This window comes from Polaribacter sp. BM10 (assembly GCF_002005425.1).
Taxonomy (GTDB): Bacteria; Bacteroidota; Bacteroidia; order Flavobacteriales; family Flavobacteriaceae; genus Polaribacter; species Polaribacter marinaquae.
In genome coordinates this window covers 3,042,675-3,062,873 of record NZ_CP019704.1, presented here as the reverse complement: position 1 = coordinate 3,062,873, position 20,199 = coordinate 3,042,675, and the positions used below count along the sequence as shown (strand labels likewise).

General features: G+C 29.3%; 17 protein-coding genes. 7 read left to right on the top strand and 10 right to left on the bottom strand.

From position 1 onward, the window contains the following. The first annotated feature begins 149 nt into the window (after positions 1-149). The 3 genes from dnaE (at position 150) to BXQ17_RS13445 (ending at position 6,609) form a co-directional block, all read left to right on the top strand. Positions 150-4,490 carry a DNA polymerase III subunit alpha gene (gene dnaE, locus BXQ17_RS13455; RefSeq protein WP_077811140.1) on the top strand — a complete coding sequence of 1,447 codons (4,341 nt, stop codon included), beginning with the start codon at positions 150-152 and terminating at the stop codon, positions 4,488-4,490. 132 nt (positions 4,491-4,622) lie between these two features. Further along, the gene (locus BXQ17_RS13450) at positions 4,623-5,957 is read left to right on the top strand and encodes a D-arabinono-1,4-lactone oxidase (RefSeq protein ID WP_077811139.1); all 1,335 of its coding nucleotides are present in this window, start codon (positions 4,623-4,625) and stop codon (positions 5,955-5,957) included. After that, positions 5,935-6,609, top strand: a complete 675-nt coding sequence (locus BXQ17_RS13445; RefSeq protein ID WP_077811138.1) for an HAD family phosphatase — start codon at positions 5,935-5,937, stop codon at positions 6,607-6,609. The genes BXQ17_RS13450 and BXQ17_RS13445 overlap by 23 nt, the downstream gene beginning before the upstream one ends. Here the strand turns inward: BXQ17_RS13445 and gldA are convergent. From gldA to BXQ17_RS13415, 6 genes are all read right to left on the bottom strand, one after another. Then, positions 6,606-7,502, bottom strand: a complete 897-nt coding sequence (gene gldA, locus BXQ17_RS13440; RefSeq protein WP_077811137.1) for a gliding motility-associated ABC transporter ATP-binding subunit GldA — start codon at positions 7,500-7,502, stop codon at positions 6,606-6,608. The genes BXQ17_RS13445 and gldA overlap by 4 nt on opposite strands. A 39-nt stretch (positions 7,503-7,541) precedes the next feature. Beyond that, the gene (locus BXQ17_RS13435) at positions 7,542-8,312 is read right to left on the bottom strand and encodes a hypothetical protein (RefSeq protein ID WP_077811136.1); all 771 of its coding nucleotides are present in this window, start codon (positions 8,310-8,312) and stop codon (positions 7,542-7,544) included. 72 nt (positions 8,313-8,384) lie between these two features. Further along, positions 8,385-11,177 (bottom strand): carboxypeptidase-like regulatory domain-containing protein, encoded by a 2,793-nt coding sequence (locus tag BXQ17_RS13430; RefSeq protein ID WP_077811135.1) that lies wholly within the window; start codon positions 11,175-11,177, stop codon positions 8,385-8,387. A gap of 21 nt (positions 11,178-11,198) precedes the next feature. Next, positions 11,199-12,068 (bottom strand): GLPGLI family protein, encoded by an 870-nt coding sequence (locus BXQ17_RS13425; RefSeq protein ID WP_077811134.1) that lies wholly within the window; start codon positions 12,066-12,068, stop codon positions 11,199-11,201. A 111-nt stretch (positions 12,069-12,179) separates the two neighbouring features. Further along, positions 12,180-13,022 (bottom strand): GLPGLI family protein, encoded by an 843-nt coding sequence (locus BXQ17_RS13420; RefSeq protein ID WP_077811133.1) that lies wholly within the window; start codon positions 13,020-13,022, stop codon positions 12,180-12,182. 12 nt (positions 13,023-13,034) lie between these two features. Next, positions 13,035-13,391, bottom strand: coding sequence for a hypothetical protein (locus BXQ17_RS13415; RefSeq protein WP_077811132.1), 357 nt, complete (start codon positions 13,389-13,391; stop codon positions 13,035-13,037). A gap of 120 nt (positions 13,392-13,511) precedes the next feature. Here BXQ17_RS13415 and BXQ17_RS13410 point away from each other — a divergent pair, with 120 nt between their 5' ends. From BXQ17_RS13410 to BXQ17_RS13400, 3 genes are read left to right on the top strand one after another with little or no spacing between them, the layout of a single operon-like run. Further along, a complete protein-coding gene (locus BXQ17_RS13410; RefSeq protein WP_077811131.1) occupies positions 13,512-15,110 on the top strand; it encodes a sensor histidine kinase KdpD in 1,599 nt (532 codons plus the stop codon). After that, the gene (locus BXQ17_RS13405; RefSeq protein WP_077811130.1) at positions 15,103-15,780 is read left to right on the top strand and encodes a response regulator transcription factor; all 678 of its coding nucleotides are present in this window, start codon (positions 15,103-15,105) and stop codon (positions 15,778-15,780) included. The genes BXQ17_RS13410 and BXQ17_RS13405 overlap by 8 nt, the downstream gene beginning before the upstream one ends. Before the next feature lie 53 nt (positions 15,781-15,833). Next, a complete protein-coding gene (locus tag BXQ17_RS13400) occupies positions 15,834-16,448 on the top strand; it encodes a deoxynucleoside kinase (protein ID WP_077811129.1) in 615 nt (204 codons plus the stop codon). Positions 16,449-16,512: 64 nt separating this feature from the next. On the opposite strand, the gene BXQ17_RS13395 is transcribed toward BXQ17_RS13400, so the two are convergent. Together BXQ17_RS13395 and BXQ17_RS13390 are read right to left on the bottom strand one after the other, a co-directional pair. Beyond that, positions 16,513-17,655 carry a cystathionine gamma-synthase gene (locus BXQ17_RS13395; protein WP_077811128.1) on the bottom strand — a complete coding sequence of 381 codons (1,143 nt, stop codon included), beginning with the start codon at positions 17,653-17,655 and terminating at the stop codon, positions 16,513-16,515. A gap of 152 nt (positions 17,656-17,807) precedes the next feature. Continuing rightward, a complete protein-coding gene (locus BXQ17_RS13390) occupies positions 17,808-18,263 on the bottom strand; it encodes a DinB family protein (RefSeq protein WP_077811127.1) in 456 nt (151 codons plus the stop codon). Between the two features lie 41 nt (positions 18,264-18,304). Here BXQ17_RS13390 and BXQ17_RS13385 point away from each other — a divergent pair, with 41 nt between their 5' ends. Next, on the top strand, positions 18,305-18,652 hold the full coding sequence (locus BXQ17_RS13385; RefSeq protein ID WP_077811126.1) for an arsenate reductase family protein: 348 nt from the start codon (positions 18,305-18,307) through the stop codon (positions 18,650-18,652). 17 nt (positions 18,653-18,669) lie between these two features. Here the strand turns inward: BXQ17_RS13385 and BXQ17_RS13380 are convergent, their stop codons facing one another. Next, the gene (locus tag BXQ17_RS13380; RefSeq protein ID WP_077811125.1) at positions 18,670-19,146 is read right to left on the bottom strand and encodes a DUF4252 domain-containing protein; all 477 of its coding nucleotides are present in this window, start codon (positions 19,144-19,146) and stop codon (positions 18,670-18,672) included. A gap of 65 nt (positions 19,147-19,211) precedes the next feature. Then, positions 19,212-20,192, bottom strand: coding sequence for a glycosyltransferase family 4 protein (locus BXQ17_RS13375; RefSeq protein ID WP_077811124.1), 981 nt, complete (start codon positions 20,190-20,192; stop codon positions 19,212-19,214). Between the last annotated feature and the right edge of the window lie 7 nt (positions 20,193-20,199).

The window sequence follows — 20,199 nt, the reverse complement described above, 5'->3', positions numbered from 1 at the left end:
AAGAATAACCAAAATTGTTATTTTTAAGCAATAAAAAAGTGGTTTTTAATGTTGATAAAAGATTGCATTGTTAGTCTAAAAATCAATAACAAAACTCTAAATTTACAGTCCTTTTCAAAAGAATAAAATCATCAAACTAAAAGCAATTTATGTACTTAATTTTTGATACAGAAACTACTGGTTTACCAAAAAGCTGGAACGCACCAATTACCGATACAGACAATTGGCCAAGGTGTATTCAAATTGCATGGCAATTGCATGACAAAATGGGAAATGTGCTAGAACACAACGATTTTCTTATTCAGCCAGATGGTTTTAATATTCCGTATGATGCAGAAAGAATTCACGGTATTTCTACTGAATTGGCAGAAGAACAAGGTATCAAATTAGAAAAAGGTTTAAAACTTTTTAACGAAGCTTTAAAAAAAACAAAATTTATTGTAGGTCAAAATGTTGGTTTTGATATTAATATTATGGGATGTGAATTTCATAGATTAGGTGTAGAAAATAACTTAACCTCTTTACCTCTTTTAGATACTTGTACAGAAAAAACAGCTACCATGTGTCAAATTCCTGGTGGTCGAGGTGGTAAATTTAAATTACCAACATTAACAGAATTGCACAATCATTTATTTGGCGTTGGTTTTGGTGAAGCTCACAATGCAACTGCCGATGTAGAGGCAACAACACGTTGTTTTTTAGAGTTGATTCGTTTAAGAGAATTTACACAAGAAGAATTAGATGTAGATGCAGATTATTTTAAGAATTTCTCTGAAGCAAATCCGAAACCAATTCAAGTTATTGGTTTAAAACACATCAATCTAAAACAAGAAAGCGATAAGATTCGTAAGCGTTTAGAAAAATTAAAAGGAGTTTCAGAAACTAAATCTACATCAGAAGGTTTAGCCGAGTTAAAAGATGTACAATTTTCTCATTTACACAACCACACACAATATTCTGTTTTACAAAGTACCATGCAATTGGGTAACATTGTAAAAGCTGCAGCAAAATATAACATGCCGGCAGTTGCTATGACAGATACTGCAAACATGATGGGTGCTTTCCATTTTGTAAACGCAGTTTTAAGTCATAATAAAAATGCCGAAACTCCTATGAAACCAATTATTGGTTGCGAGTTTAACATTTGTGAAGACCATAAAAACAAATCACAAAAAGACAACGGATATCAAGTAGTTTTATTAGCAAAAAATAAAAACGGATATCATAATTTGGCTAAAATGTCTTCTGCAGCCTTTGTAGATGGTTTTTATTATGTACCAAGAATAGACAAAGCTTTAGTAGAAAAATATAAGGAAGATATTATTGTTTTAACCGGAAATTTATACGGTGAAGTTCCTAGTAAGATTTTAAATTTAGGTGAAAAACAAGCAGAAGAAGCTTTACTTTGGTGGAAAGAACAATTTAAAGACGATTTTTATATCGAATTAATGCGTCATGATCAACAAGACGAAAAAATTGTTAATGAAACTTTACTTAAATTTTCTAAAAAACATAACATAAAAGTAGTTGCTACAAACAATACTTTTTATTTAGATAAAAAAGATGCAAATGCTCACGATATTTTATTGTGTGTAAAAGACGGAGAAAAACAAGCTACACCTATTGGTAAAGGTCGTGGTTATAGATATGGTTTACCTAATCAAGAGTATTATTTCAAATCTTCTGATGAAATGAAAAAACTCTTTGCAGATTTACCAGAAGCCATTATCAACATTCAAGAAATTGTAGATAAAATAGAAATATATACGCTTGCTAGAGACGTTTTATTACCTGCTTTTGATATTCCAGAAGAATTTTTATCCGAAGAAGATAAAATCGACGGAGGAAAACGTGGAGAAAATGCTTTTTTAAAACACCTAACTTTTGAAGGTGCCAAAAAACGTTATGGAGAAATTACAGAATCTATCAAAGAAAGATTAGATTTTGAATTGGAAGTAATTGAAAAAACAGGATATCCTGGTTATTTTTTAATTGTAGAAGATTTTATTAGAGAAGCCCGAAATATGGATGTTGCAGTAGGTCCTGGACGTGGTTCTGCCGCAGGTTCTGTAGTTGCATATTGTCTTTGGATTACAAATATAGATCCTATTAAATATGATTTACTTTTCGAGCGTTTCTTAAATCCAGAACGTGTTTCGATGCCCGATATTGATATTGATTTTGATGATGAAGGTCGTGGTCGTGTAATGGATTATGTAATTGACAAATACGGCGCAAACCAAGTTGCTCAAATTATTACTTACGGAACAATGGCTGCAAAATCTTCTATTAGAGATACGGCCAGAGTTTTAGATTTACCGCTGTTTGAAGCCGATAGAATTGCAAAATTAATTCCAGGAATAAAATTAAAAAATATTTTTGGTGACGATCCTAAAAGCAAAGGAAAAGTTGATGGTTTAAGAGCTGAAGAGAAACAACTTGTAGAAGAATTAAGAAGTCTTTCTTATGGTACTGATTTAGCATCAGAAACAATAAATAAAGCAACAATATTAGAAGGTTCTGTTAGAAATACTGGTATACATGCATGTGGTGTAATTATTACACCTGGTGATATTACTAATTATGTTCCGGTTTCTTTGGCTAAAGATTCCGACATGTATGTTACCCAATTTGACAACTCTGTGGTAGAAAATGCAGGTTTGTTAAAAATGGATTTCTTAGGATTAAAAACGCTTACTTTAATTAAAGACACCGTTAAAATTGTAAAAGCTAGACATGGCGTAGAGTTAGATCCAGAAAACTTTTCTTTAGATGATGTAAAAACATACGAATTGTTTCAAAGAGGAGAAACTGTTGGTGTTTTTCAATATGAATCTCCCGGCATGCAAAAACACATGCGTTCTTTAAAACCAACGGTTTTTGCAGATTTAATTGCAATGAATGCTTTGTATCGTCCTGGACCAATGGAATACATTCCGAGTTTTATCAACAGAAAACACGGAACTGAAGATATTGAGTACGATTTACCTGCTATGGAAGAATATTTGGCAGAAACGTATGGAATTACAGTTTACCAAGAGCAAGTAATGCTTTTATCGCAAAAATTAGCAGATTTTACCAAAGGTGAAGCCGATGTTTTACGTAAAGCAATGGGTAAAAAGCAAATTGCGGTTCTAGATAAAATGAAACCTAAATTTGTAGAACAAGCTGCTGCAAATGGTCATGATCCTGAAAAACTAGAAAAAATCTGGAAAGATTGGGAGGCATTTGCAAGTTATGCTTTTAACAAATCGCATTCTACTTGTTATGCTTGGATCGCTTACCAAACAGCATATTTAAAAGCGCATTATCCTGCAGAATATATGGCTTCTGTACTTTCTAACAACATGAACGACATAAAATCTGTATCGTTTTTTATGGAAGAATGTAAACGAATGGGCTTAGAAGTTTTAGGACCAGATTTAAATGAATCTTATTTAAAATTTTCTGTAAATAAAGAAGGTGCTGTACGTTTTGGTATGGCTGCCGTAAAAGGTGTTGGCGCAAGTGCCGTGAGAGCAATTATTAAAGAAAGAGAAGAAAACGGTAATTATACTTCTATTTTCGACTTAGCGAAACGTGTAGATTTAAGAGCCGCAAATAAAAAATCTTTCGATAGTTTAATTAAAGCAGGTGCATTCGATTCTTTTACAGATACACACAGAGCTCAATATTTTGATACAGACGAAAAAGGACAAACGTTTTTAGAACGCGCTATGAAGTTTGGTAGTAAATATCAAGAAAATGAAAATTCTGCACAAGTTTCTATGTTTGGTGAAGCTTCTACGGTTCAGTTTCCAGAACCAGATATTCCGCAATGTGAAACTTGGGGAACTATGGAATTACTTTCGCAAGAAAAGGAAGTTATCGGTATTTATATTTCTGCGCATCCTTTAGATGATTTTAAAAATGAACTTAAATTTTGTAACGCTTCTTTAAAACATTTTAAAGGTGATCTTGCAAAATATGTTGGTATGAACATGGCTTTTGCTGGTATTATTACTGATGTACAACACAGAGTTTCTAAAGCTGGAAAAGGTTGGGCAGCTTTTACAATAGAAGATTATGGTGATAGTCACGAATTTAGAATTTTTGGTGAAGATTACTTAAAAATGAAACATTTCTTAGTACCAAATTCATTTTTATTTGTAAGATCTACCATACAACCTGGTTGGACGAACAAGGAAACAGGTGTTGCTGGTGAACCACGATTAAAGTTTACAGAAATGAAATTACTTCACGACATTATGGATGAACTTTGTAAAAAAGTAACTATTCAATTACCGTTAAGTGACATTAAAGAGGATACTATTTTAAATTTAGAATCTATTCTAAAAAACAAACCAGGTAAACAAAACTTAAACTTTACAATTTGGGACGAAAAAGAAAAATTAGAAATCAGTTTGCCAAGTAGAAATACAAAACTACATATTACTAATGAGTTATTAGCAACTTTAGAAAAACAACAAATTAAGTATAAATTGAATTAGTTAAACTTATAAAATTGACCTAGCTAATAACTTTTACCTATAAAACTATAGCTACTATAAATCAAAAAAAAACAAAATAATAGTAACATAAAACTATTTATTACTATTTTTGTTTAACAAAAATAGAATATCATGAAACAAAAAGAAAACGGAGTTTGGGTAAGTTGGAATGAAAACTTAAAACACAATTATAAGTCTTTATTTAAAATCACCACAGAAAATGAGCTACAAGATGTAATTGCAAACAATGATAAAATCCGTTTTTTTGGAAACAAACAGTCTTCTGCCGATATTGCAGCAGGTACTAACGCTTTGTTAGACATGAAAACCTATAACAAAATAGTTTCTTACAACTACAATGAGAAAACGATTACGGTTCAATCTGGCGTAATTTTAGGTGATTTATTAGAAGCTATCGAAAAAGTTGGCTGGTGTATACCTTGTTTGCCAGACATTAATACAGTTACAGTTGGTGGTGCTTTAGCTACAGGTACACATGGTACAAGTGGTAAACTTTTATCAGAATACATTACCTCTTGTAGATTGGTTTTGGCAGATGGATCTGTTAAAGAAATTAAGAGTTCAGATGAGTTAATGAATGCTGCAAAAGTTTCATTAGGAATGTTAGGAGTACTTTCTGAAATAACTTTTAAATGTGAAACAGAGTACACTTTACATGTTAAAGAACGCCCAGAAAATGATAAAGAATGGTTACCAAAAATAAAAGATCGTTTAAAACAGCACGATTTTTTACGCATTCTATGGTTACCTCATACCAGTAAAGGTTATGTTATAACTGGAGATAAAATTGATAAGGACAAAGAAATTAATGTTAACAACGGACCAAAGTATTTAAAACATAGAAGAACAGCTTCTAAAATTTTATATAAATATTCACATAAATTTCCTTGGATTACGGCAATTGCAAACAATATTTTAGCTAAAGCTTTTTTTAGTTCAAAAAAAGAACACAAAGGTTCTTTATATCAAGCGACTGTTACAAAATCTAGAGGTTCTACTTTAGAATTAGCAGAATGGACTATAGGTTTAGACAAATTTCCTCAAGTTTTTAAAGAGTTAAAAGAAGAAGTGAATAAATGGGACAATAAATCTTTTATTCACATACCAATGGATGTACGTTTTGTACAAAAAGACAATGCTTGGTTAAGCTACGCTTACAAAGAAGATATTGTTACAATGGGTTGTGTATCTAGAAATGCTGCTACGGCAGATACTTATGAGGCATTTAAAAGTGTAGAAAGAATTTTTCTTAAACACGGTGGTAGACCACATTGGGGTAAAAGGTTTGCAGCAAAAGATGCGCAATTATCTAAAATATATCCTAAATGGGAAGATTTTAAAGAACTAAGAAGAGAATTAGATCCAACAAATAAATTTTTAAATCCTTATTTATCTAAATTGGTAAATGAAAAGAAGTTAGCAAATGTTAAAAAAAGTATTGCCTAAGGGTTTTTTATTCGATTTTGATGGCGTAATTGTGCATAGTTTTAAAAGCCACGGAAATGCTTGGGCTAGTGCTTTTAAAGAATTATTTAATAAAGAAATTCCTCCTTTTCCTAAAAGTCATGCAGGTAAATCTCCAATGGTAATTGCAGCTTATTATTGTAGCACAATCGGTCAAGAAAATAAAGCCGAAGAATTATTTTTACTAAAGGACATTCATCTTGATAAATTTTTTACAATTCCGGACTTATTACCCGGAGTTAACGAATTTACAGATTTTTTATCCAAAAAAAATATACCTTATGGTATTGCTAGTAATGCAACTAAACAGTTTTTAAAAAATAGTATTACCCATTTAAATCTAAATTTTACCACTGTTTTTGGTGTACAAGATTATGAAAAACCTAAACCAGATCCAGAGGCATATAAAACTTTAGCTAGAGCATTAAACTTTAATGAAGAAGATTTTAAAGATTTATGGGTTTTTGAAGACAGTTTAACAGGCACAAATGCAGCAAAAGCTGCTGGTATGATACCGATAGGAATTACAACACAATATACAGACACAGAACTTAAAAGTGCGGGAAGTAGTATTACTTTTCCAACACTTTTAGAAGCATACAACTACATAATAGAAGAAATAACTAATGATTAATCATTAGTTATTTCTCTAAAAAAAGTTTCTAAATTTTTATTCTGCTTATTTAGACTTAAAATTTTCAGACCGTTTTCTTGAGCAAAATCAAAAATTACGGGTCTCATATCTTGTTCACTTTCAAAAGTAACATACCAAGTATTGTCGTAATTATTTTTATAAGAAACAACATTTTGTAGTCTACTTATAAATTGTTCTTCGATCTTATAATCAAAAGTAACTTCTATAATTTGCTCTTTGGTTTGTATAAGTTCTGCTAATTTTTTATCAATTAGAATTTCACCTTTTTTTATGATAATTACTCGATCACAAACAGCTTCTACTTCTTGCATGATATGTGATGAAAACAAAACAGTTTTATTTTTTCCTAACTCTTTAATTAAAGCTCTAATTTCTACTAATTGATTAGGGTCTAAACCTGTAGTAGGTTCATCTAAAATTAAAATTTCTGGATTGTGTAAAATTGCAGCTGCTAAACCAACCCTTTGTTGATAACCTTTAGAAAGTTGATTGATTTTTTTATGTGCTTCTGCAGTTAAACCAACTTTTTCTATACAAATATTAACTTCTGATTTATCGATTTTATGAACTGATGCTTGGAACTGTAGATATTCTTTTACATACATATCTGTATATAAAGGATTGTGTTCTGGTAAATAACCGATGATTTTTTGTACTTCTAAAGGAAATTGTTTCACATTAATATCATTTACAAAAACTTCACCATCAGTAGGTTTTATAAAACCTGTTAAAATCTTCATTATTGTAGATTTCCCTGCTCCGTTAGGACCTAAAAAGCCAACAATTTGTCCTTTTTCTGCAGCAAAAGAAACATTATTTACAGCTTTTTGAGTTTTATATATTTTTGAAACTGATTTTACATTTATAGACATTTAAAATCTCTTTTAATACAAAACGGTATTACGTTTATTTTAGTTTGTATTTTTTGATAAATTTAATCGAATTTTTCGAACATTCTTCATTCGAGACCAAGCTATTTTATGACGTTTTTTATACAACCATAGTGTGCCTAAATCTAATAAAAAATAGAAAAAACTTATACCACTTGGCGGATTGTGACTTGGTAAAAAATCGAATATACCCCAAGCCGTAGATGGCCATTTCCAACATAAATAATTAGTACCTACAATTTCTAAATAAGCTACAGTTATATACATTGATAGATAAAATAATCTTTCTCTAGGCTTCTTTCTTAAGATTAAAATTGTTGCAATAGTCATTACAAAACCAAAAACATCATTTCTAAAAATTAAGAAAACAGTTGCATAGATCAATATAAAAATTGTGAAAAATTTTTCTAGCTTAATTTTATTTTTAATAATTGATGATGCTTTAGAAAAGTACAAAACGGCTACATAAACCAAAGCATGACCTGGTGGCACGTAATGAGGCACGTTACCCAATCTGTAAGAATACATACCCATAACAATAGAAAACAAATACTCGCCAATAATACCAATTAAAACAGCATAAATCATTTGTTCTTTAACTCTTTTATTTACTCTCCAAAAAGTAATTAAAAAACCAATCATCATGCTAATAGTTGCATACAACTGTGCATTATCTGTAATTTCTACCATGTAGAAACTATCTAAAAAAAGACCAAAACCTATAAATAAAAATAGTGCTCCTAAACTTTTAAAAGTTGCAATAAAAGGAGACTTTGTAGCTAACAAACTCATACGGCTAAAATAATTAAAGTAAATAAAAAAGGCTCAATTTCTTGAGCCTTTTTTATTTTATACTAAAATGTTTTATAATTGATATCTTACTCTAAAAGTAACTAACCTAGGCAAAATAAAAGTTTCGTTAATCGAATTTGAAATGTTTCCATTATTAACACTTACTCTCGATTCTGTTCCTAATATGTTACTTGCTTGAAATTCATACTCCCACTTTGCATCTTTATCTTTTCTATATGATAATGATAAATCCCATATTTTAAAAGAATTTTGATGCTGACCGTTTTGTCTAACTTCATTGTAAGTAAAATCAGAGGTTAAGGTTAGAGAATTCCAAATATAAGCATCAAAATTTATAGAAGGTGCATGCGTAACAGATTTAAAATTAGAAACATTATTTGTACTTAATTCTGTTCTGTTTTGATCTGAAAAAGAAGCTCTATAGTTTAAACTAACATTAGGCGCTTTTGTATAGTTTGTTCTAATACCTGGAGTAATAGAATACCTTTGGGTATTTAACTTTGTAGTTTCCGAACCAAATAATTGATAGGCTTGAGAATCTGAAAAGCTTGCCGCCAAACTTGTTCTAATTTTTCTAAACGTTTTTGTAAATCGACCAAAAGCACTAATAGATTCTATATCATAAGGCAGGTTTAAATTAGTATTAGTAGAAACATTAGATCTTATATTTGGGTTATTTGCGTCTGGAACAAAGTCTGCAATTGAAGCAATTTGCTCCATCGTTTTGTTATAGTTTAATCCACCAAAAACAAACATATTGTTAAATAAATTAAAGCTACTATAATTTAAACTCATCGATTCTACTCTAGCATTCATAATATCATTATTTCCAAAGAAAAATGAATTATAACTTCTAGCAACAATACCTTCTGCTAGTTGATTTACATCAGTAAAATTAACTTGCTGCCTGTAATTGAAACGTAAACTTTCACTCTTTTTAAATTGAGCAATAATGTTTAATTCTGGTAAAATTTTTGTGAAAGAATCTTTAAAATCTGTTATTGCACCAACTTGGGTATTATTAATATTGTAAGAATGTGCCGTAAAACCTGGCCTAAAAGTAAAAATACCTGCTTTAACACGATAACGCATACCTGCATAAATATCTGTAAAATTGTATTCTACATCATTTGTAGTACTAGGGTTTGCTAAGTTAGGAATATTTAAAGTTGGATCTAATGAACTGCCATTATCCAATAGCTGAAAAAACCTAGAATCAAAGTTTTGCTTACTTAAAATAGTACCACCTACAAAATTAAAGTTGCTTTTATTATTTATAATATAATAGTAATCTAATTTTGCATCTAATTGATTAGATTTTACTCGTCTGTCTTGTTCTAAAGTATAAAACTGTTGTGATTTATCTAAACCTAAAACATCTGCTGCAGAATCAAAACCATCTACATTATTGTTTGGATCTTGATCTAAATTCTCTATAGAAGATACATAAAAAGGATCTTCATCTTGCAATTGATGTTGTACTTCTAGGGCAAAAATATTGTTTTCGTTTGCTGTATAAAAGTAACTTAAGTTCTGATTGATTGTAAATGGTGTTGCGCGCTCGTTTTCTGCAATTGGCACATTATTACCTATTATTTGAGATGTACCATTATCTAATCTAAACTCGTTTGTAAAACGACCATTTAAATCGTAATTTAATTGATTGTTTATATTTTTCTTATAGATCGTTTTAAAGTTAAATAAACCAGAATTACTAGTTTGATCTGTTGTGTTATCTGTAACATCATCTGGTATAGATGGGTCATTATAATCTATAATATTTCTATTTCTTTGTCCGTTACTATTACTAGACCAAATTAAATAACCACTAAAATCTAATTTTTTTTTAGGTGAGTAACTAAAGTTTAAAGCGGTTAGTTTTGTTTCTATTCTATTCGCATTTCTAGCATTTGGTGTTAAAAAACCAATGCCAGCACTTGCTAAATTTATATTTGTTCCATTTGACGGACTTTGACTTCTAAAACCTCCGCTAAAACCTCTTAAATCTCTTCTATTTAATACTGCTTCACCTAAATTATTTATATCTCCAATTACATTTAATGTATATTTTGGATTGTAATAAAATAGTTTGGGCTGAAACAAGTATAAATCATCACTTGGTGTAAACCCAGCACCTGCATAGACATCTCCAAACCAAAAATTCTTTTTCCCTTCCTTTAATTTTATATTAATAGCTACTCTATCTTGATTATTTTGAACTCCGCTTAACTGATTTACATCAGAAAAATTTCTTAATACTTGTATTTTATCTACCGCATTAGAAGGGATATTTTTAGATGCTAATTTTGTATCTCCACTAAAAAACTCTTTACCATCTACTGTAATTTTTTCTACGACTTTACCTTCTACTTCAATTTGACCGTCATCATTAATTTCTACTCCGGGTAATTTTTTTAATACGTCTTCTAGTTTTCGTTCAGAACCATTTTTAAAAGAGTCTGCGTTATACACAATTGTGTCTCCTTTTATGGTAACTGGCATTTTAGATACAATTGTAATTTCATCTAAAGAATTATCTTCTTTAAGTGTAATATTTTTTACAATATTCTCTGATTTAGTTTCTACAACAAAATCTACAGTTTTAAAACCAATGTAACTTATTTTAATTTCGAAAGTTTGATTTTTATCTAAATCTAATTTGTAATTTCCTTTTGCATCTGTAAAACCATATGAAGACATTTTTTTTGTTGACTTGTTTACAGCTAAAATGTTTGCCATTTCTAGAGGTGAGCCAATACTATCTTTTACAACTCCTGTAAGAGTAACTTGCGCACTAGAAATAAATGAAACCATAAAAATGGTTAATAGTAGTAATTTTTTCATTGTGTATTTTATTTTTAATAATTAAAATCTACCTCTTCCACCTCTACCTCTACCTCTGCTATTTCTAAACTCTTCCATTTTTTTAGTAATTGCATCTGTGTATTCTTTTCTTGTAACTTTATCTCCTTTTGTTGGCTTCTCAATTTCTAATTTTTCTGAGGGATTTAGTACAATTTCTGTACATAAAATAGTAGTTCTTCCCTCATTAATTTCTAAAATTAAACCTGGCAATCCCCAATATTCTCCAGGACCATTACTTACCGGTATTTGTGGTGTATACCATGCTGTAACTGTTATTTTTTTTGGTATTTCTATATCTTCTGTAACTTTTACTGTCTCTGTAGTGTCTTTGTTAGCATCCTTTTTCTTCTTATCATCATCTCTGTTTCTTCTTCTCATGTTTCTCCAATCTGTAGCATCTACATCTTTGGTAAGTGTTGCTTTATAACAAATATAGTTTCCTATTTTTTTTGTTTCGCTACCTAACTCCCACTGCGGCATTTCCATAGTATCAGAAATCAAAAAGTTTTTACCAAAAAACTCTTTAGACTCTAATGCTACAAGTTCTTTTGTATTTTTATACTTAGTACCTCCATCAGTTAAACCTCCCATTCTAAACCCACCACCTGCACCAGGTGCTTCTAATTTTTCATCCTCTTTATAAATAGATGCTGTTTTATCAAAACTTAAAATAAATGTTTTTTCTAACATCGATTTCATCCTATCTGCAATTTGTTTCTTTTGTGCTTCAGACATGCTATTCATTCTGCCTCCCCAACTACTCATATCTAAAGTAGTTTTAGACATATAGGTTGCTTTTCCTTGAAAATTTTTCTGAGCAAATACACCAATTGTAACAAAGGCTAAGAATAACGTAATTAATTGTTTCATGATTTTTTTATCTTTTTTTACTAAAATAGTATTAGTAATTTCTAATAAGACTTAAAAAAAACTTAAAAGTTTAATTTGCTCGTTTAATTTTTTACTAGAACTAAAAAAAGATTACCCTCCCATTTTAATATTTATGCCATTTCCTAAATCCATACCATTTCTACTTTTAAATTTTTCCATTAATTCGTTAGATTTTTCTTCCTGAATTTTATTAAATTTTTTCTGACTAACTACTTTCCCTTTTTTTGGCTCTGTAATAGCTATTTTTTCAGAAGGATTTATAATGATCTCTGTGCAAACAATTGTGGTTTTACCATCATTAATTTCTAAAATTAAACCAGGTAAACCTTGATAATTATCAGGACCATGGCTTAAAGGTATTTCTGGCGTGTACCAAGCGGTTGTAGTTATCTTTTCTTTTGTAGTTTTTATTTCTGATTTACCATCAACAAGCGTCATTTTTTTATTTTCAACTTCTTTTGTAAAAGTTGCTTTATAACAGGTATACTTTCCTATATTTTTTGTTTCTGAAGACATTACCCAATCCTTTTTAATTATTTGATCTTTTATTAAAAAGCGTTTGCCTTGTACTTCTGTTTGTTTTGCATATCGCTTTTCTTTTATATTTTTATACAAAAAAGCACTAGCTCCACCACCAAAAGAAATCATTTTTATCTGAGCACCACCAACTTGAGTTCTTGGTGCATCTAATGCAACATCTTGTTTATAAACAGATTCATATTTGTTAAAATCTAGATTATAGGTTTTCTGATTCATTTTTTGCAATCTAGCTTGTAGTTTTAATTTCATTTCATCTGACATTGTAGATTTTTTATCGTTACCAAATTTAACGTTCGATTTTCTACTAGTTTTATAAATAGCTTTTCCTTGAAAATTTTGAGCATTGAATGATACTACCATCAAAAATGCAAATGTTGTTAATAGTGATTTCATAATTTAGTGGTTTTAGTATTTTTTAGAAATTTTAATTAATGTCTTTATTATTTTTTTTGATTTATATATTAAAGAATCTATGTTTTTTGTTTCTCCAGAAACTTCCATTTTACCTTTAAATTTATTTTTAGAATCTTTCAAATCCAACTCAAAACTCAATGCAATTTTTTCATTAGGTTTATTGTGTTCAAAAATGCTTTCAATGTCTTTCCAATTAATCTTTTCTAAATCTTTTACAGAAGTTGAGGTAAAAGCCAAAGAAGTTATTTTAGAAACTTCACCTTTAGAATAAGCTGCTTTTGTATTGCTTTCTTGTGCATTTATAAGTAGCGAAATAAAAAGTAAAAATAAAGTAGTTAGTTTTTTCATAATATTGTTTTTTAAATTAAACACTTCAAAGGTGCAACACAACAGAACAATTTATAGTTAACGAGTGTTAACGAGTGTTAACCAACTCATTTTATACTATTTAGAACCTATATTTGTAATATGAAAACAAATAAACAGCAATGGATTATATACTTAATTGCTACAACCATAGTAGCAACTATTGCCATCCAATTTTATTGGAATCATAAAAATTACGAGGAAAACAAAAGATTAGTTACTAACGAAATTCAGTTAAGTTTAGACAATGCTGTAGAAGAATATTACTCTTCTTTGGCAAAAAGTAACTTCTTAACTATTATAGAGAACAAGCCAAGTACCAGTAAAACGATTGAAGAAAATTCTATCGGTAAAATTTTACAAAAGTTAAAAGAAAACAACTCTGAAAAAGTAAAACCAAAAGTTACTATCAATAATATAAAAATAACTTCTAATGATAAGCTTTCTAAAGAAAAAATAGATTCTATGATGAATTCTACCAAGGAATTTGTTACTAATTTTAACACTAAAATAGACAGTGTAGTCGTAAAGAAACAGAAAAAAAGTAAAGTTTTAACGCAACTTTTAGATTCTAAACAAGGTATTACAATAAATAATGATGGCTCTAAAACTAATGTAAAATATTTTAAGGGTAAAAAAGCCGCAGACAGTTTAAAATTTATAAAAAATCTAAAACCAATTTTTATTTCTTTTTTAGATGAAACTATAGAATATGATAAGATAGATTCTTTAGTTGAAAAACAGTTATCACAAAAAAAAATAATTCTAAAAACAAGTTTTCATCATTTTAAAAATGATACTTTATTTCATAAAACAAAAGATTCTATTTTTGATGAAGAAATTTTTTCCGTTAGTTCTAAGTCTACCTACGTTAAAGATAACGAAGAGTTTAAACTGATCTACAACAACCCCAATATTGAAACTTTAAAACGAAGTACTTTGGGTATATTTTTATCTTTTTTACTATCATTAGCAGTAATTTACAGTCTTTTTTATATGCTAAAAATAATCAACCAACAAAAAGAATTGGCAATCATAAAAAACGATTTAATCAGCAATATAACACACGAATTTAAAACACCAATAGCCACAGTTGCTACAGCCATAGAAGCCATAGAAAATTTTAATGTTTTAGATGATAAAGAAAAAACTAAAAAATACCTTTCGATGTCTTCTGTTCAACTAAAAAAATTGCATCAAATGGTAGAAAAACTACTAGAAACTGCAACCTTAGATAGCGAACAATTAATCTTAAAAAAAGAATCTATAGACATTACAAATACCATAGAAAAATTGGCAAATAAACATCAATTTTTAAATACTGATAAAGAAATTAACTTTTCTACAAACCTAAAACCAATCTATTTAAATGTAGATGATTTTCATTTTGAAAATGCTGTTTCTAACTTAATAGATAATGCTGTTAAATATGGCGGCAATGCCATAGAAATTAATATCAATTCTATTTTAAATACCACAGAAATATCTGTTGCAGACAATGGTAACGGAATCGACAAAAATCTACAAGACAAAATTTTTGATAAATTTTATAGAGTACCTAAAGGAAACACACACAATGTAAAAGGTTTTGGAATAGGACTCTATTACAGTAAAAAAATTATTGAAAAACATGCAGGTTCACTAACTTTATCTTCAACAAAAAACAACACAATATTTAAAATAAACTTGCCAAATGAATAATATAAAAGTGCTTTTAGCAGAAGACGAAGCTAGTTTAGGTATGATTGTAAAAGAAAGTTTAGAATCTAGAAATTTTAAGGTATTTCATGCAGAAAACGGTAAAATCGCACTCGAAAACTATCAAAAAGAAAAACCAGATATTTTAGTTTTAGATGTAATGATGCCAATTAAAGATGGTTTTACACTTGCCAAAGAAATTAGAGCAGAAAACAAACATATTCCTATTATATTTCTTACCGCAAAATCGCAAACGTCTGATGTTTTAGAAGGATTTAATAATGGTGGCAACGATTATTTAAAAAAACCATTTTCTATGGAAGAATTAATTGTAAGAATTAAAGCTTTACTAAATAGAATTCAACTAAAAACCGATACAGAAAATATAAAAATTGGAAATTACTTATTTAATTTAACCAAACAAACTCTTACTTTTTCTGAAGAAGAGCAACAACTTACACACAGAGAAGCGCAATTATTATTCTATCTTTTCGAAAAGAAAAATGAAGTTTTAGACAGAACTTTTATTTTGAATAAATTATGGGGAAACGATGATTTTTTTAATGCAAGAAGTATGGATGTTTTTATTTCTAAATTAAGAAAGAAATTAAAAAAGGATGAAAACATTCAAATAATTAATGTGCGTGGTTTTGGTTATAAATTAATTTGTTAATTATAAAATTTATGTACCTTTATCCACCGTTTTAATTTTATACCTTTTTATATATGCACGTTGCAATTGCAGGAAATATTGGCGCTGGTAAAACTACGCTAACCAAACTTTTAGCGAAACATTACAATTGGAAACCTCATTTTGAAGCTGTTGATGAAAATCCTTATTTAGATGATTTTTACACAGAGATGGAGCGCTGGTCTTTTAATTTACAAGTATATTTTTTAAATAGTAGATTTAGACAGATCTTAGAACTAAGAGAATCTGGACAAAACATTATTCAAGACAGAACTATTTATGAAGATGCTCATATTTTTGCACCAAACTTGCACGCAATGGGCTTAATGACAAATAGAGATTTTAGCAATTATTCTTCTTTATTTGAATTGATGGAAAATTTAGTACAACCACCAGATTTATTAATCTATTTACGTGCAGATATTTCTACTTTGGTTGGCCAAATACACAAACGTGGTAGAGAATATGAAAACTCTATTTCTATTGATTATCTAAGCAGACTTAACGAGCGTTATGAAGCTTTTATTTCTAAATATACCAAAGGAAAATTATTAGTTATAGATGTTGATAATTTAGATTTTGTTAAAAATCAAGAAGATTTAGGATATATTATAGATCGAATAGACTCTCAAATTAATGGTTTATTTTAATTGAGAACTACTAGATACAAAAAAGGAGAAATTTTAAAATTTCTCCTTTTTTGTGTTTTAAATATTATGCTTGTAAAGCATTTTCTAAATCTTGTATTAAATCTTCTACATCTTCTATACCAACACTTAACCGAATTAAAGAATCTGTAATACCAATTTTTAAACGTTCTTCTTCTGGTATTGATGCATGTGACATTGTTGCAGAATGATTTGCTAAACTTTCTACACCTCCTAAAGATTCTGCCAAAGTAAATAGCTTTGTGTTTTCTAAAAATTTAAAAGCAGCTTCTTTAGTTTCTTCTTTTAAAGAGAAAGAAACCATTCCGCCGAAGTCTTTCATTTGCTTTTTTGCCAATTCAAAATTTGGGTGTTCTGCTAGACCAGGATAATAAACATTACCAACTTTTGGATGATTTTTAAGAAAGTTAGCAATTGCTTTACCATTTTCGCAATGACGTTGCATTCTAATATGTAAGGTTTTTATACCTCTTAAAGCCAAAAAAGAATCCATTGGACCTGCAATTGCGCCTGCAGCAAATTGAATAAAATGAATTTCTTCTGCTAATTTAGCATCTTTAACCATTAATGCGCCCATAATAATGTCTGAATGCCCACCAAGATATTTTGTGGCAGAATGCATTACAATATCTGCACCTAAATTTAAAGGTTGCTGTAAATAAGGCGTTGCAAATGTATTGTCTACTGCTATTAATATTTCGTTATTAATTTCTTTTACAGCATTAGAAATTACATTTATATCTGCAATTTTCATTAACGGATTTGTTGGTGTTTCTAACCAAATTAACTTGGTGTTCTCGGTAATTTTATTTGTAATATTTTTTAAACTATCTGTATCTACAAAAGAAAATTCTAGACCATATTTTTGAAATAATTTTGTGAACATTCTATACGTTCCGCCATACAAATCGTCTCCTGCAATTATTTCGTCTCCGGGTTTTAAAAGTCTTAAAACTGCATCTATTGCAGCTAAACCAGATGAAAAAGCAAAACCTTTTGTACCATTTTCTATTGCAGCAAAACTATCTTCTAAAGCTTTTCTTGTTGGATTTTCTCCTCTTGAATAATGAAATTCTTGATCTGGGTTTGTTTGTGCGTATGTTGAGGTTTGAAAAATTGGCGGCATAATTGCGCCTGTTGATTTTTCTGGTTTTTGGCCTCCGTGAATGGTTTTCGTATTAAATTTCATTGTTTGATAGCTTTTAACTTCTAATTGCTAATAACCGGCAAGTAGTTTAGCCCAGATTGAACGGTTTGTTTGAGCTCTTTTTAGTTGTAAATTTTAAAAAAATTTACAACTAAAAAAGCGAGTAGTGAAAGCTGGAAATAGCTTCTAAAAAATTATAAAAATTTCTTTATAGATCTTATAATTCCGTAGTGAATTCCTTCATGAAAATTGTTAAAAGCAATTGCATTTTCTATAGAGCTTAACACAAAACCTGTGCTTGTTGGGTATTCTGTAAATTCTTTAAAAATACCTGCTTCGAAATCTTCTTCTAAAGTATCTGGTAAACCTATTAAAAGTTCTTTTACTTCTTCGAATTCTTCTTCTGTAAATTGTTTTGTTGGTACAGTTCCTTTTTTAAAATCTGTAATTAAATCATCTGGACACAGACAGTTTAAACCCGACATTTTGTAGTGTAATAATTGTTGTGTGACTACTAAATGAGCAACATTCCATGCAATATTGTTTTTAAATCCTGCAGGAATTGTATGAATTTGCTCTAATGTTAAACCTTCTAATTCTTTTATTACTAAATCGCGAGATTTTCTTAAAACATCGAATTGTGTCTTCATTTTTTATGTTATTTTTGAGTAAACAAATATAATCGATTCCTATGAGAAAAGTCTATTTTTTACAAACTTGTGATACTTGTAAACGTATTTTAAAAGAGGTAAATACAGATGGTTTTGTGCGACAAGAAATAAAAGGAAATCCTGTAAATGTTGCGCAATTAGAAGAAATGCACAAGCTTGCGGGTAGTTATGAGGCGTTGTTTAATAAACGTGCAAAATTATATAAAGCTATGGATTTAAAAAATCAGGAAATTTCTGAGGCAGATTACAGGCAATATATTTTAGATGAATATACTTTTTTAAAACGACCTGTTTTTATTGTTGATAACGAAATTTTTATTGGAAATAGTAAAAAAGTGGTTGCAGAATTAAAAGAGAAGATTGGTTAAATCTTCTCTTTTGTTTTTTATCTAGATGTTACTTCTATGTTTGAAGATGATATCATTGCTGCTAATTCTTCTTTAGTAATTTTAGTTTTTAAACCGAATAATACTAATTTATCGTTATTGCTGTTTGCTCTAATTATAATTTCTCTAATAAGATTGTTCTTTTCTACAAAATACAATTCTGCTTTACTACCATTGTCTTTAACTCGAACATAGGTTTTTAAATTATTTCTTCTTTTAAACTTTTTAAAGCCTTTTGCAACAGAATAATCATCATTATTAAAAACCATAAGCTTAAAATCGCTCGATTTTTTAATAACATTCATTAAATCGCTATCATCTTCATCATCTAAAAATGAACCTGCCAAGGATGCAGATAAATTTATAGAAAAAGTAGATTTCTCTTTATTTGATTTATAAAATTTTTCGAAAGCGGCATCTTGTGCCGAAGTTGCTGTAATAATAAAAGCGAAAAGAATTGTGGCTATATTTTTCATAATTAGTAGGTTTTAAATTTAAGACGACTACTAATTAATTTTGTTACAGAGTTTTACCTTAATTACTAATTCTGATATACTTTTATAAGGTTTTCTGCTTCTTTTAAGGCACTCCAGTTTTTTAAAATTTCTTCTCTTGCTTGTTTACCTAAAAGTGGTAATTCTCCGTTTATAGAACTTTCAAGTAGTTTTTCTAATTCGCTGCTATTACCTGGGGCAAACAAATAACCATTTTTTGTATTTTCTATTAATGATGAATGTACGCCTACTTCTTTTGTTGCAATAACGGAACATCCGCAAGACATTGCCTCTGCGGTTACCAAAGAAAATCCTTCAGAAAAACTTGGTACAACTGCTATTTTTGATGCTTGATAATATGATAGTATATCTGGAGTTTCATTAACAAAATAAACTTGCTCGTTAATCTTTTGCTCTTTGGCAATTTGTTGTAATTCTTCTAAAAATGCAGGTTTATCTACTTTACCCACAATTACCAAAGCCCAATTTTTATGATTTTTTAAGATTTTAGCAGCGTTTAGCAATGTTACTTGTCCTTTAGCTTTTCTAACTCTACCTGCACATAAAATAATATGATCTTGTTTTATATCTTTTAAAGTAACATTTTCTTTGGGTTTAAAATAATCTACATCTACTCCGTGACCAACAACGGTATTTTTAATACCCAATTTTTGACTCATGCTATTTACCAATGTAACAACTTTATCTGCTTTTTTTAGCAGTTTCATTGTTAAACCAGAAGGAACAGTTTCTGCATGTCTTGTTGCTACTAATTTAAATTTTGCGCCCAAAAACCTAAAAAAAAGCATCCGCATAATTTCGTTATTACGATGACAATGCACAACAACTTCTCTATTAGAAAACAATAACTTTCTTAGCTCTTTGGTCTTAATATGTTTACCTTTTGCACCATATCCGTACAGATACGTTTCGTATGTATCAGAAAAAAAAGGTAAAACATTTTCTATACTTCTTGTAACACCAGTTCTGCGTTTATGAAAATGTGTATGTATTAAAATTGGTTTCAAAAAAATG

What these genes read in the sequence shown, in the direction of transcription:
- dnaE (WP_077811140.1), top strand. Translation starts at nt 150, where the DNA reads ATGTACTTAATTTTTGATACAGAAACTACTGGTTTACCAAAAAGCTGG.
- BXQ17_RS13450 (WP_077811139.1), top strand. Translation starts at nt 4,623, where the DNA reads ATGAAACAAAAAGAAAACGGAGTTTGGGTAAGTTGGAATGAAAACTTA.
- BXQ17_RS13445 (WP_077811138.1), top strand. Translation starts at nt 5,935, where the DNA reads ATGTTAAAAAAAGTATTGCCTAAGGGTTTTTTATTCGATTTTGATGGC.
- gldA (WP_077811137.1), bottom strand. Translation starts at nt 7,502, where the DNA reads ATGTCTATAAATGTAAAATCAGTTTCAAAAATATATAAAACTCAAAAA.
- BXQ17_RS13435 (WP_077811136.1), bottom strand. Translation starts at nt 8,312, where the DNA reads ATGAGTTTGTTAGCTACAAAGTCTCCTTTTATTGCAACTTTTAAAAGT.
- BXQ17_RS13430 (WP_077811135.1), bottom strand. Translation starts at nt 11,177, where the DNA reads ATGAAAAAATTACTACTATTAACCATTTTTATGGTTTCATTTATTTCT.
- BXQ17_RS13425 (WP_077811134.1), bottom strand. Translation starts at nt 12,068, where the DNA reads ATGAAACAATTAATTACGTTATTCTTAGCCTTTGTTACAATTGGTGTA.
- BXQ17_RS13420 (WP_077811133.1), bottom strand. Translation starts at nt 13,022, where the DNA reads ATGAAATCACTATTAACAACATTTGCATTTTTGATGGTAGTATCATTC.
- BXQ17_RS13415 (WP_077811132.1), bottom strand. Translation starts at nt 13,391, where the DNA reads ATGAAAAAACTAACTACTTTATTTTTACTTTTTATTTCGCTACTTATA.
- BXQ17_RS13410 (WP_077811131.1), top strand. Translation starts at nt 13,512, where the DNA reads ATGAAAACAAATAAACAGCAATGGATTATATACTTAATTGCTACAACC.
- BXQ17_RS13405 (WP_077811130.1), top strand. Translation starts at nt 15,103, where the DNA reads ATGAATAATATAAAAGTGCTTTTAGCAGAAGACGAAGCTAGTTTAGGT.
- BXQ17_RS13400 (WP_077811129.1), top strand. Translation starts at nt 15,834, where the DNA reads ATGCACGTTGCAATTGCAGGAAATATTGGCGCTGGTAAAACTACGCTA.
- BXQ17_RS13395 (WP_077811128.1), bottom strand. Translation starts at nt 17,655, where the DNA reads ATGAAATTTAATACGAAAACCATTCACGGAGGCCAAAAACCAGAAAAA.
- BXQ17_RS13390 (WP_077811127.1), bottom strand. Translation starts at nt 18,263, where the DNA reads ATGAAGACACAATTCGATGTTTTAAGAAAATCTCGCGATTTAGTAATA.
- BXQ17_RS13385 (WP_077811126.1), top strand. Translation starts at nt 18,305, where the DNA reads ATGAGAAAAGTCTATTTTTTACAAACTTGTGATACTTGTAAACGTATT.
- BXQ17_RS13380 (WP_077811125.1), bottom strand. Translation starts at nt 19,146, where the DNA reads ATGAAAAATATAGCCACAATTCTTTTCGCTTTTATTATTACAGCAACT.